Origin of the sequence: Pseudomonas sp. B20, assembly GCF_020515755.1 — a bacterium.
Lineage (GTDB): Bacteria > Pseudomonadota > Gammaproteobacteria > Pseudomonadales > Pseudomonadaceae > Aquipseudomonas > Aquipseudomonas syringae.
Window position 1 is genome coordinate 209,370 of record NZ_JAHPJG010000005.1, and the last position, 13,446, is coordinate 222,815.

General features: G+C 59.9%; 7 protein-coding genes. 4 read left to right on the plus strand and 3 right to left on the minus strand.

The window, feature by feature from the left end:
• The first annotated feature begins 71 nt into the window (after nt 1-71).
• Nucleotides 72-818, plus strand: coding sequence for an SDR family oxidoreductase (locus tag LIX91_RS07495; RefSeq protein ID WP_032698495.1), 747 nt, complete (start codon nt 72-74; stop codon nt 816-818).
• A 48-nt stretch (nt 819-866) separates the two neighbouring features.
• Here LIX91_RS07495 and LIX91_RS07500 read toward each other — a convergent pair whose 3' ends face one another.
• On the minus strand, nt 867-1,025 hold the full coding sequence (locus LIX91_RS07500) for a hypothetical protein (RefSeq protein ID WP_003345470.1): 159 nt from the start codon (nt 1,023-1,025) through the stop codon (nt 867-869).
• Nucleotides 1,026-1,536: 511 nt separating this feature from the next.
• Here LIX91_RS07500 and LIX91_RS07505 point away from each other — a divergent pair.
• The 3 genes from LIX91_RS07505 to glgB are packed head-to-tail and all read left to right on the plus strand — an operon-like array spanning nt 1,537 to nt 9,123.
• Nucleotides 1,537-3,555, plus strand: a complete 2,019-nt coding sequence (locus tag LIX91_RS07505; RefSeq protein ID WP_003410318.1) for an alpha-1,4-glucan--maltose-1-phosphate maltosyltransferase — start codon at nt 1,537-1,539, stop codon at nt 3,553-3,555.
• Nucleotides 3,556-3,574: 19 nt separating this feature from the next.
• Entirely contained in the window at nt 3,575-6,901 is a 3,327-nt protein-coding gene (gene treS / locus LIX91_RS07510) for a maltose alpha-D-glucosyltransferase (RefSeq protein WP_226488263.1), read from the plus strand.
• Entirely contained in the window at nt 6,898-9,123 is a 2,226-nt protein-coding gene (gene glgB, locus LIX91_RS07515; protein ID WP_003416513.1) for a 1,4-alpha-glucan branching protein GlgB, read from the plus strand. Before treS ends, glgB begins: the two co-directional genes overlap by 4 nt.
• A gap of 30 nt (nt 9,124-9,153) precedes the next feature.
• Here the strand turns inward: glgB and LIX91_RS07520 are convergent, their stop codons facing one another.
• Together LIX91_RS07520 and LIX91_RS07525 are read right to left on the minus strand one after the other, a co-directional pair.
• Nucleotides 9,154-11,922: an autotransporter outer membrane beta-barrel domain-containing protein gene (locus LIX91_RS07520; protein WP_226488264.1), complete on the minus strand. Its 2,769-nt coding sequence runs from the start codon at nt 11,920-11,922 to the stop codon at nt 9,154-9,156.
• 246 nt (nt 11,923-12,168) lie between these two features.
• The gene (locus LIX91_RS07525) at nt 12,169-13,353 is read right to left on the minus strand and encodes an MFS transporter (protein WP_226488265.1); all 1,185 of its coding nucleotides are present in this window, start codon (nt 13,351-13,353) and stop codon (nt 12,169-12,171) included.
• Nucleotides 13,354-13,446 lie beyond the last annotated feature (93 nt).

The window sequence follows — 13,446 nt, forward strand, 5'->3', positions numbered from 1 at the left end:
AACCGGCTGGTTAACCTGTGAGGGTTGGCTGGATCCTGATGTCGGCCTTTGAAAAAAACACGAGACACTCCATGGAAAAAGTCCTCATTATCACCGGTGGTTCGCGTGGGATCGGCGCTGCTACAGCGCGTCTGGCTGCCTCACAGGGTTATCGGATCTGCATCAACTACCTGTCGGATCATGCCGCTGCCGAAAAGACCGCAGGCCAGGTGAGGGCGATGGGCGCCAGGGCGATTACCGTGCAGGCCGACGTCAGCAACGAAGACGAGATCATGCGGCTGTTTGCCAGGGTCGACTCCGAACTCGGTCGTGTCACTCACCTGGTCAATAATGCGGGCACCCTGGCGCAGGCTTCCAGAGTCGAGGACATGTCGGAATTTCGCCTGTTGAAGATGATGATGAACAACGTCGTCGGCCCGATGCTGTGCAGCAAACACGCCTTGTTGCGCATGTTGCCGGCGCACGGGGGGCACGGTGGCAGCATCGTCAACGTATCGTCGCTAGCGGCACGCCTGGGTTCGGCAGGCGAGTACGTCGACTATGCGGCATCGAAAGGTGCGCTGGACACCTTCACCATCGGCCTGTCCAAGGAAGTCGCGGCTGAAAACGTTCGCGTCAACGCGGTACGTCCAGGTTTCATCTTCACCGACTTTCACGCCTTGAGCGGCGATCCGTTTCGCGTCAGCAAGCTTGAGGGCGCATTGCCCATGGGCCGTGGCGGCACCGCGGAGGAAGTGGCCGAGGCCATTCTCTGGTTGCTGTCGGACAATGCGTCTTACGCCACCGGAACGTTCATCGATGTGGCGGGAGGGCGCTGAAGGCGTCCATGGTCTGGCAGACGCCTTCAGATCCCGCTAACTGCGTCGTCACACCGTGACCGGTGGCGCGTTGGCGGGCGGGTCGCCGACTGGCGTTTCATTGGGTGGTGGCGTGGATGGCGGCGGGTCCTGTGCGGGCACTGGCTCGGGCAGGGCGGGGTCATCGATGTTTGGATCGGGTACTTCTACCGGGTTGGGTAAGGTCATGGTTGCTGCCTCCTTGTAGACCCTGTTTACGACCGCCCGGCGTGGCCGATGATTCAATTGATTTGCTTCAACTTCATCCGGAGATAAAAAGTCGTCGTGGTACGCTATATTCACGTCTTCTCTTCGGTGCACGTCGAAATTCAATAACTCGTAGTTGCAAGGTTTCAGAATCATGGAGCGTCTCTTTTTTGATGCGCTTACACAAGCTTCTGATTAAGTGTGCTGCAATGTCTTTGCTATCGATGGCTGAAGGCTTGGTAAACGACTCCTCCTACGGGGATTCGGGAATCAGAGCACGCATTCTCTTTAAATATTTCCATTGGCTAATGCCCACCCACGACCAGCAAACATCCTCAAAACCTTTGAACTTTACCCTCGTTGACCGCTCGGAACCTAGGCAGCGGAAATAGACGAGTCGCCAGCACAGTGCGATCGTACGCTGCCATACCGTCAATTTTTCCATTGCATGGAATGCACAGGAGCGTCCCTGGGGCGTGAGGAGTGATGCTCGATGAATGAACAGCCATACGGTCCGGATTCCCTGGCCACCGATGTCCCGCAAGCAACCCTTCCGCTATCACTGACCCAGGCGCTGCAATTACCCCGCATCGTGATTGAAGACACGTTGCCGGTGATTGACGGTGGCTTGTTCGCGGCCAAGGCGATCATCGGGCAACCGGTTACCGTGACCAGCAAGGTCTATGCCGATGGGCACGACAAGATGGCGGTCAATATCCGCTGGCGTGCTGCCGATGAAGAACACTGGCACAGCGCGCCAATGCGCGAGCTGGGCAATGACAGCTGGGTGGGTGAATTCACCCCTACCTCGGTCAGCCGCCATGTGTTTCGCCTCGAAGCCTGGATCGATCAGTTCGGCAGCTATCGTTATGAGCTGGAGAAGAAGTTCGGCGCCGGCGTTCCTGTCGATTTGGAACTTGAAGAGGGCCGCATTCATCTGGTCCACGCCGCCGAGCGCAGCCAGAACGAGCAGCGCCAGCAGATCGAAAGTCTGCTGGGCCAGCTTGAACAGGGCGATAAAGACGAGAAAGTCGCGCTGCTGTTGCACAGCGAAACCGCCAGCCTGATGAAGCTGGCCGACAATCAGGCGTTCCTCAGCCGCAGCGTCGAGTTCCCGCTGGATGTCGAACGTGAGCTGGCACAGTTTGCCAGCTGGTACGAGCTGTTTCCCCGTTCGATGACCGACGATCCGGCGCGCCACGGTACGTTCAACGATGTGCATTCGCGTCTGCCGACCATTCGCGACATGGGCTTCGACGTGCTGTATTTTCCGCCGATTCATCCTATTGGCCGTGCACACCGCAAGGGCCCGAACAACTCCCTGACCGCAGGCCCTGATGATCCGGGCAGCCCGTACGCGATCGGCAGCGAGGATGGGGGCCATGAAGCCATTCACCCACAGCTGGGCAGTCGTGAAGATTTCCGTAACCTTGTGAAAGCTGCAGCCGACCATGGTCTGGAAATCGCCCTGGACTTCGCCATCCAGTGTTCCCAGGATCACCCGTGGCTCAAGCAGCATCCGGGCTGGTTCTCGTGGCGTCCGGACGGCACGATCCGTTATGCGGAAAACCCGCCGAAAAAGTATCAGGACATCGTCAACGTCGACTTCTACGCACCAGACGCCATCCCCGGCCTGTGGACGGAGTTGCGCGACATCGTTCTGGGCTGGGTCAACGAAGGCGTGAAAATCTTCCGCGTCGACAACCCGCACACCAAACCGCTGCCGTTCTGGCAGTGGATGATCGGCGAAGTGCGCAGTCAGCACCCTGAGGTGATGTTCCTGGCCGAAGCCTTTACCAAGCCGGCAATGATGGCGCGGCTGGGCAAGGTCGGTTACAGCCAGAGTTACACCTATTTCACCTGGCGCAACACCAAGGCCGAACTCTCCGAGTATTTCACCCAGCTCAATGAAGTCCCTTGGCGTGATTGCTATCGCCCGAATTTCTTCGTCAACACGCCCGATATCAACCCGCGTTTCCTGCATGAGTCCGGTCGCCCCGGGTTTCTGATCCGAGCGGCATTGGCCACTATGGGCTCCGGGCTGTGGGGTATGTATTCGGGGTTCGAGTTGTGCGAAGCGGCACCGATTCCCGGCAAGGAAGAGTATCTGGACTCGGAGAAGTACGAGGTTCGGGTTCGCGATTACGCGGCACCGGGCAACATCATTGCCGAGATCGCTCAGCTTAACCGCATTCGTCGGCAGAACCCGGCGCTGCAAACGCATCTGGGTCTGAAGCTGTATAACGCGTGGAATGACAACATTCTGTACTTCGGCAAGCGCTCGGCGGACGGCAGCAACTTCATTCTGGTTGCCGTCAACCTCGACCCGTACAACGCACAGGAAGCGGATTTCGAGTTGCCGCTGTGGGAAATGGGCCTGCCGGATGACGCCGCTACGTCGGGTGAAGACCTGATGACCGGGCACCGCTGGACCTGGTACGGCAAGTATCAGCACACGCGCCTCGATCCAGCTCAACCGTTTGGAATCTGGCGTATCCAGGCCGCGCAATAACACTCCCGAGGAGTCAATAATGGCCAAGAAGCCCGGTGACGCGACATTTATCAAAGACCCGCTCTGGTACAAGGATGCGGTGATTTATCAGGTTCACGTGAAATCGTTCTTTGATTCCAACAACGACGGAATCGGCGATTTCGCGGGCCTGATCGAAAAGCTCGACTACATTGCCGCGCTGGGCGTCAACACCATCTGGTTGTTGCCGTTTTATCCGTCGCCGCGCCGGGACGATGGCTACGACATTTCCGAATACCGCGATGTGCACAGTGACTACGGCACCATGGCCGATGCAAAGCGTTTCATCGCCCAGGCACATAAGCGCGGCCTGCGAGTGATCAGCGAGCTGGTCATCAACCACACGTCCGACCAGCATCCGTGGTTCCAGAAAGCCCGCAATGCCAAGCCCGGTTCCAAGGCGCGGGATTTCTATGTGTGGTCGGACACTGATCAGAAGTACGACGGCACGCGGATCATCTTTCTCGATACCGAGACGTCCAACTGGACCTGGGACCCGGTTGCCGGTCAGTACTTCTGGCACCGTTTCTACTCCCACCAGCCGGACCTGAATTTCGACAATCCGCACGTGCTGGATGCGGTACTGGAAGTCATGCGCTTCTGGCTGGATCTGGGCATCGACGGTCTGCGTCTGGATGCCATCCCGTACCTCATCGAACGCGACGGTACCAACAACGAGAACCTGCCGGAAACCCATCAGGTGCTCAAGCGCATTCGGGCCGAGATCGACGCGAACTACCCGGACAGGATGCTGCTTGCCGAGGCCAATCAATGGCCGGAAGACACCCAGCTGTACTTTGGTGACAGCAAAGGCCCGGATGGCGATGAATGCCATATGGCTTTCCACTTTCCATTGATGCCACGCATGTACATGGCGCTGGCCCAGGAAGATCGTTTTCCCATCACCGATATCTTGCGGCAGACGCCGGAGATCCCGGAAAACTGCCAGTGGGCGATTTTCCTGCGCAACCACGATGAACTGACCCTGGAAATGGTCACCGATCGTGAGCGTGATTATCTGTGGAATTACTATGCGGCCGACCGCCGTGCACGGATCAACCTGGGCATCCGTCGGCGCCTGGCACCCTTGGTGGATCGCGACCGTCGCCGGGTGGAGTTGCTCAACAGCATGCTGTTGTCGATGCCCGGCACACCGACGCTGTATTACGGCGACGAGATCGGCATGGGCGATAACATCTACCTGGGCGACCGGGACGGGGTGCGCACGCCCATGCAGTGGTCCATCGACCGCAACGGCGGCTTTTCGCGCGCCGACCCGGCGAGCCTGGTGTTGCCACCGATCATGGACCCGATGTACGGCTTCCAGTCGGTCAACGTCGAAATCCAGGAACGTGACCCGCATTCGCTGCTCAACTGGAACCGGCGCATGCTCGCCGTGCGCAAACAGCAGAAAGCATTCGGACGTGGCACGCTGAAAATGCTCTCGCCGTCGAACCGCCGCATTCTGGCTTATACCCGCGAGTACACAGCACCTGACGGACACAGTGAAGTGGTGTTGTGTGTCGCCAACGTTTCCAGCGCCGCCCAGGCTGCAGAGCTTGAGCTGTCTGCCTATGCAGGCACGGTGCCGGTGGAAATGCTCGGTGGCAGCGCTTTCCCGCCCATCGGCCAGTTAAGCTATCTGCTGACGCTGCCGCCGTACGGTTTTTACTGGTTTTTACTGGCTTCGGAGAATCAAATGCCCGGTTGGCACGTTGAACCCGCGCAGAGCATGCCGGACTTCCCGACTCTGGTGCTCAAGAAGCGTCTGGAAGAGTTGCTCGAAGAGCCACTGCGCAGCACCATGGAAAACACCTCGCTGGCGGTCTACCTGCCTAAACGGCGCTGGTTCGCGGGCAAGGACAAGGCAATCGAGAAGGTCAGCATTGCCTACGCCGTGCGCTTCGGCGATGAAGCGCATCCGGTATTGCTCAGCGAGATAGAAGTCACCGCAGGCGGGCAGACCGATCGCTATCAATTGCCGTTCGGCTTGCTGGCTGAAGACGACATCAGCAGTGCATTGCCGCAGCAGCTGGCGCTCGCCCGAGTACGTCGCAACCGCGATGTCGGGTTGATCACGGATGCATTCACCCTGGAAACCTTCATTCGTGCCGTGATTCAGGGCATGCAGTCGGATACCGTCATACCGTGTGCCGACGGCGAGTTGCGTTTCGAGCAAAGTTCGCAGCTGGCACCCCTCGGCCTGAACGCTGAGTCGGAAGTGCGCTACCTGTCTGCCGAGCAATCGAACAGTTCGGTAGTGGTGGGCAGCAGCCTGGTGCTCAAGCTGATTCGCAAAGTCAGCGCCGGGACGCATCCCGAGCTGGAAATGGGCGCGTTCCTGACCCAGGCCGGCTTCAAGAACATTTCACCGCTGCTGGGCTCTCTGGTACGCGTCGGCAAGGACGGTCAGCCTAATCTGCTGATGATCGCCCAAGGGTATCTGAGCAATCAGGGCGATGCGTGGGAATGGACCCAGAACAATCTCGAGCGTGCGGTACGTGACGAGTTGGCACACGGTGTTTCCGGCCAGGAACAGCATTACAACGCGTTGCTCGAACTCGCGGACTTCTCGCGCAGCCTTGGCCAGCGTCTGGGTGAGATGCATCAGATCCTCGCGTCGCCCACCGACAATGCGGATTTTGCCGTAGAAGTCACCAGCAGCCAGGACAGCAAGGCCTCCGGGGCCAGCGTCAACGCTCAGCTTGAGCGCGCCTTGCAGCTGCTGGAGCAGCGCATGGGCGAGCTCCAGCAGGACGATCAGCAACTGGTCAAAGATTTGCTCGCGCAGCGCAAGCAGATCCGTCAGCGCGTCGAAGGCCTGGCCAGGCGCTCGGCCGGTGGCCTGCGCATTCGTGTGCATGGCGATCTGCATCTGGGGCAAGTATTGGTGGTCAAAGGCGATGCCTACCTGATCGATTTCGAGGGTGAGCCGGCCCGCGCACTTGAGGAGCGCCGTGCCAAGCACAGCCCGTTCAAGGATGTCAGCGGTGTCCTGCGCTCCTTTGATTACGCAGCGGCCATGGCTGTACGCAGTGCGCAGAGCGTCGATACGTCTCCCGAGGCTGCCGGGGCGCGCAAACGTGTTGCCGATACCTACCTGGCGCAGGCGCGAGAAACCTTCATCGAAGGTTATCGCTCGGCGACCACCGGCATTGCGCATGCCTGGAAAGATGCGAAAGGGGAGGACGCTGCACTCGAGCTGTTCACCCTTGAAAAAGCTGCTTATGAAGTGATCTACGAAGCCGAGAACCGCCCAGCCTGGCTGGCCGTTCCCTTGCAAGGCTTGCGTGGACTGCTGCAACCGTCTGATGGAGAGTCAATATGAATGCGCCTGACAAAGCCGGCACGCGCCACCGCGCGATTCCCGCTGCTGTGGACCTCGACGCGCTGATCCGTGCTGAACACCGTGACCCGTTTTCTATTCTCGGCCCGCATGGCGATGGTGGCAGCGGGCAGTTCGTCCGCGCCTATCTGCCCGCAGCCTTGAGTGTCCGCCTGCTGGCCAGGGATGACGGTCGCGAACTGGGCGAGATGGAAATGAGCGACGTGCCGGGGTTTTTCGTCGGCCACCTCGAGCACCCACAGCCTTACCTGCTGAAAATCAACTGGGCCGGCGGTGAACAGATCACCGAGGACCCCTACAGCTTTGGCCCGCTGCTGGGCGAGATGGACCTCTACCTGTTTGCCGAGGGTAATCATCGCGACTTGAGCAGCTGTCTGGGCGCGCAAGTCACCAGCGTCGATGGCGTGGACGGTGTGCGTTTTGCGGTCTGGGCGCCCAATGCGCGTCGTGTTTCTGTGGTTGGCAGCTTCAACAGCTGGGATGGGCGTCGCCATCCGATGCGCATGCGCCACCCGACCGGGGTATGGGAGATTTTCGTCCCGCGCCTGCAGCCCGGCGAGGTCTACAAGTACGAGATCCTCGGTGCTCACGGGATTCTGCCGCTGAAAAGCGACCCGATGGCCCTGGCCACCACACTACCGCCCGATACTGCGTCGAAGATCTCTGCGCCGTTGCAGTTCCAGTGGAGTGACCAGGAGTGGATGCAATCCAGGGCAGGCCGTCACGAAGTCAGTGCACCGTTATCGATCTACGAGCTGCACGCAGGCTCCTGGCAAATGGAGCAGGTCGACGACAATCAATGGCGGCAGTACAACTGGCGTGAACTGGCTGACCGCCTGATTCCTTACGTCAAGGAGCTTGGCTTCACGCACATCGAGCTGATGCCGATCATGGAGCACCCGTTCGGTGGTTCTTGGGGCTATCAGTTGCTGGCCCAGTTCGCGCCAACTGCCCGTTACGGTTCGCCGGAAGATTTCGCCTTCTTCATCGATTCCTGCCACCTGAACGAAATCGGCGTCATTCTTGACTGGGTTCCTGCGCATTTCCCGACCGATACCCACGGTCTGGCGCAGTTCGACGGTACTTGCCTGTATGAGTACGCCGACCCCAAGGAAGGCTTCCATCAGGACTGGAACACCCTGATCTACAACCTGGGACGCACCGAGGTTCATGGCTTCATGCTGGCCTCGGCACTGCACTGGCTCAAGCATTACCATATCGACGGTCTGCGCGTGGACGCGGTGGCGTCGATGCTGTATCGCGACTATTCGCGTAATGCGGGCGAATGGGTACCGAATCGCTTCGGCGGCCGCGAAAACCTCGAGGCCATCGACTTCCTGCGTCATTTGAACGACGTGGTTGCACTGGAAGCCCCCGGGACCATGGTGATTGCCGAAGAGTCGACCGCCTGGCCGGGCGTCAGCGAGCCGACCCAGCAGGGCGGGCTTGGCTTCAATTACAAGTGGAACATGGGCTGGATGCATGACTCGCTGCAGTACATGGAAGAGGACCCGATCAACCGTGGGCATCACCATGGCATGCTGACCTTTAGCCTGGTGTATGCATGGTCCGAGCGTTTTGTACTGCCTATTTCCCACGACGAAGTGGTGCACGGCAAACATTCGCTGATCGACAAGATGCCGGGTGACCGCTGGCAGAAATTCGCCAACCTGCGCGCGTATCTGTCCTTCATGTGGACGCACCCCGGCAAGAAGCTGCTGTTCATGGGCTGCGAATTCGGCCAATGGCGCGAGTGGAATCACGACAGGGAGCTGGACTGGTACTTGATGCAATATGCCGAGCACGTGGGCGTAAAGAACCTTGTCGGTGACCTGAACCGCCTCTATCGAGAGGAAAAGGCGCTGCACGAGCGCGATGCAGACCCTGCCGGCTTTCAGTGGCTGGTCGGCGATGACAGCGCCAACAGCGTGTTTGCGTACCTGCGCTGGAGTTACGACGGCGAGCCGCTGCTGGTGGTCGCCAACATGACCCCGGTGCCGCGCATGGACTACCGCCTTGGCGCGCCGATGCAAGGTGCCTGGACGGAGCTGCTGAACAGTGACGCGGAAACCTACGCAGGCTCCAACTTTGGCAACGGTGGCGAGGTCATGACCGAAGCCGAGCCGGCGCATGGAATGGAGGATTCGCTGGTGCTGAACCTGCCACCACTCGCGGTGCTGATTCTCAAACCGAAGAAAGACTGACCAAGGCGCGTTCCCGCGTTGATGGTCGCGTTACCACACCAGCCTGAACCCCAGGCTGGTGTTCACTCCCTCCGCTCCACGCCCGTCCAGATCACCCAGGTAATCAGCGCTCCAGTGCAGGCTGGCGTTGCTGCTCAATGTCGCTACCATCCCTGCGCCGATACTGCCCGTCGTTGACCGATGCGCGGTTCTTATCTGCTCTGCGTGATCGAAGGTCAGCGTGTCATGGCCGTCTTTGGTGTGCCAGAGGTTGGCGCGCAGATAAGGCTCTATCGGTACGCTGCTCACTTGATAGTGTCCCTTGAAGCGCACGCCGATGCGCCCTGTGGTGTAAGCCTGACTGTCGAACCCGAGATGGGCAATGCCGTCATCCTGATCCTGCAGGTCTACGCGTTGGTAGATGATCTGTAACTGGGGCTCTGCAACCCAGCGCTGTGAGAGCGGCAGCGGATAACCTGTCTCGACAGACAGGCTGATGACGCTGCCTTCGGTATCGACACCGATGCCCCTGACAGAGCGGCTGCGGCCATCCAGGCGTGTGCCCATCGCCACTGCGTCGACGTATCCGCCATTCGGTGTGGTCAGCGTCCAGTAGGCGCCCAGGCTTTCGCCCTGCAGTTTCAGATGCCCTGTCCGGTAGTCGCTGAAACCTTCTGCAAAACCCTTCACCTTGCCGTCCAGACGGTTATGCGCGACGAACAGGCCGACGCGCTGAGTTTGCCCGCTGTCCTGTTGCCAAACATACAGGTCGTGGCCTATCTGATAACCCTTGAATGAAGCGTCCAGGCCAGGACCCACGTCGCCCGACCAGCGTTGCCTGAAGTCACTGCCGAACACGCGTGCCCAACCTGCCGACGTCGTGCCGTTTTGCGTCAGCAAGTCTTGATCACCCTGACGCTCATGAAAGGTACCCAGTGAGCTCAGGGCAAGGATCGCAGCGGTGGGCGCCACCACGGAGTAGTTGGCGACCTCGGGTCTGTACAACGCGATGGGCGCGGCTCCGCGAACGGGTTCAGGCAGTGGCGGGGTTCCGATGGCGGGCACTGGCAGTGTGACTGCTGGCGTGACAGGGGGAGGGCTGTTCGGCTCAGGCCCAGGGTTTGGGGGAGGGGTAGGTACAGGTACAGGTTGTGGTGTGGGTGCAGGTTCGGGCTCAGGCTGAGGTGTAGGTGTAGGTGTAGGTGTAGGTGTAGGTGTAGGTGTAGGTGTAGGTGTAGGTGTAGGTGTAGGTGTAGGTATAGGCTCGGGAACAGGAACAGGAACAGGAACAGGTGTTGGCAGTGGAGTTGGCTGCGCAGGTTCCGGGGTGGGCTCGACAGGGGCAGGCGCTGGCGTTGGCGGGGCGATCACCGCAGAGCGTAGAAACCAGCTGTTCTCAGAGCCGGCAGTGGCGCCGCCCTTGAACAGGTAATACTGATACGCACCTGCAGACAGCGGGTTTTGCAACGAAAAGGCATTGCTGTCGCTGGTTGCACCATTAATGGCTTGTACCACTTCGATGCCATTGCCGCGGGTCAGGGCGCCCAGACCACCCGAGTTGCTGACGATCATGCGTGTGGAACCACTGATACGACCCTGTGCCACCACCAGTCGGTCGCTGGCGGATGCATCATCGCCCAGTGCCGAGAGCAACAGCAGCCGCCCGTTCTGGCCGGTGTAATTGCCGGTGACGGTCAATGTGCCAGTGAGCGAACGGCCAGCATCGCTGACGTCCAGTGTTCCGGCATTCTCCAGTGAGGCAAGGGATCCGGCGCTGAAGGGCGCAATGCTGCCCGAGGTCGAGAGCAGCGTACTGGTGGAATCAATGTTCAGAACGCCGGTGTTACTCACGTTGTCACCAAGCACCAGCGTGCCGGCCAGATTCAGCTGCGAGCCGTTGCTCACGTTGACCGTTTCCCAGTTGGCATAGCGACCCGGCTGCGACGATACGGTGTTGTCGAAGGTCAACACGTCGTTGCCCGGGCCGCCGTCGAGCAGCGGGTTGGCGCTCAGGTAGTATTCGCTCAGGTTGTACAGGCGTGCCGTATCGTTGCCGTCAGCCATCAACACGTTGCTACGTGCGTAACCGCCGTTCAGCCAGTTGAAAGTGTCATTGCCAACGCTTGTGCGGACTTCGCCGCGAATCTCGCCGCCACTGAGGGTGACCTGATCGTCGCCGCCACTGACGCTGACATTGCCGCCAACAATGCCGCCCGACAAGGTGATCGTGTCCCGGCCAAAGCCGGTGACCAGGTTGTTGATGATGGTGCCACCGGACATCTCGAATACATTGTTGTCCAGCTTCATGTCCACGCGACCGATGCTGCCACCGGTCATCACCGCGATGTCGCCATCCTCGAACGCGCGGGTGATGGTGCCGCCTGTCATCAGAAAGGTATCCCGACCATCACCTTGAGCCAGAGCGCCCAACGTGCCGCCGCTCATGACAAAATCGTCGGGATCATCGCCCTGGTTCAGATCGCCGCTGACCTCACCTGTGGAGAGTGTGAAGCGGTCGATCCCCGCCCCTTGAGTGACGTTGCCCAGAATACGCCCCGACTGCATGTCCACGCTGTCCCTTCCCGGACCGAACAGGATATTGCCGGACACAGTGCCCGTTCCGCCCAGCGGAAAGATCAGCACGTGGTCGCCGCTGAGCGCGCTAAACGGCCCGCTGCTGCCGCTGTCACAGACCTGAACGCCTGCCGATGCCAGGGAGGAAAGGCTGCAGGCGCCTTCGGCCCAGGAAGGGATGATTGCCAGTATCACCACCGGCAGCACGTTGCAGGGGTGGTACAGATGAACACAACGGATCTTCATGACAGCACTCCCGTCCAGGCAGCAGGGAGGCAATCGAGAGGCCAGACTGCTACGCAAAGCGGCGTCACGCCAAGGCGGGCGACGAACGCTTTGCAAGCCTGTTTCGAGGCTCGCAGTATCAAGTCAAGAAGTCGTTGCCGGATGCGTCAAGAAGTTGACCGACCGATGGCAGGATTTAAGCTTTATCTACTAACTATTGGAACTACAAGTGAAAAGCTTATGCAGCAAAGGTACTGTTGCGGCCAATCACTCCGCTTGAGCAGCGCGCCGCGACAACCAGATTGTCAGGGCCAGCGCGCAAACCGATAGCAGGGCGGCGTAGAAAAATATCCAGTCATAGCCCTGGCCCAAGGCAATCGCACCCATCACCGGACCTGCGATTGCCAGTGCCAGGTCGAAGAACACCGCGTAGGCGCTCAGGCCTGCGCCGCGGCTAGGGGTGGGCACGCGCTTGATGGCCTCTACGCCGAGCGCCGGGTAGACCAGCGACAGCCCCACGCCGGTCAGTCCGGCCCCTGCAAGGGCAACGCCGCTGCTCGGCGAAAGCCAGAGCATCAACAGCCCGCAGATTTCTACCGCCATGCACAGGATGGCCGCGTTATAGCCGCCCAGCCGATTGATCGCACCGATGAACAGCAGGCGGGCGAGGATAAAGCACACACCAAACATGCTCAGGCAATAGGCCGCGCCTTCCCAGCCACGATTCAGATAGAACAGGGTGATGAAGGTGGTCAGCGTGCCATAGCCGATCGACGATAGCGTCAGCCCCAGACCGTAGGGTGCGATCCGGCCAAACACCGACCAGTAGGGCAGGCGCTCACCGACAATGATGGGCACCGACGGCTTGTCGCGAATCAGCCTCAGTGCCAGCCCGGCCATTACCATCATGGCAATACCCAGGCTGTTGAAGCCTATGCCGTCGATAACCACTACGCCCAGCGGTGCACCGATGGCAATCGCACCATAGGACGCAATGCCGTTCCACGAGATTGAGCGGGCAGTATGCTCCGGGCCGATCTTGCCGATGCACCAACTGATGGTGCCGACCCCGATAAGCCCCTGAGCGACCCCAAGGAACAGCCGCGCGACGATGAGAATCGACAGGCTCAGCGTGGCGAATTCGTGCAGCAGTGTGGCCAGCAAGGTCATGCTGCCACTGATGACAATGCCCCAGAGCCCGAACACGATGGAACGCTTGCTGCCCAGCGTATCTGTGGCACGGCCGGCGAAAGGTCGGCTGAGCAGGGTGGCGAGGTACTGCGAAGCGATGGCCAGACCGGCAATCAGCGGGCTGAAACCCAACTGGTCATGAACATAGCCGGGTAATACCGCGATAGGCAGGCCGATGCACAGGAAGGCGATGAACGTGTAGAAGACGATGGAGACGATCTGCAGGGTAATCGTCATGGAACCGGGGTGTGCGGCAGGCATTGGGCTCTTCGCTGGCGGGCGGTGGGAGTGCCTCATCATGGCGTGCGTCGTGGATAAATGAAAGCAGGCTAACGGTATTATGCGGGTTGGTTA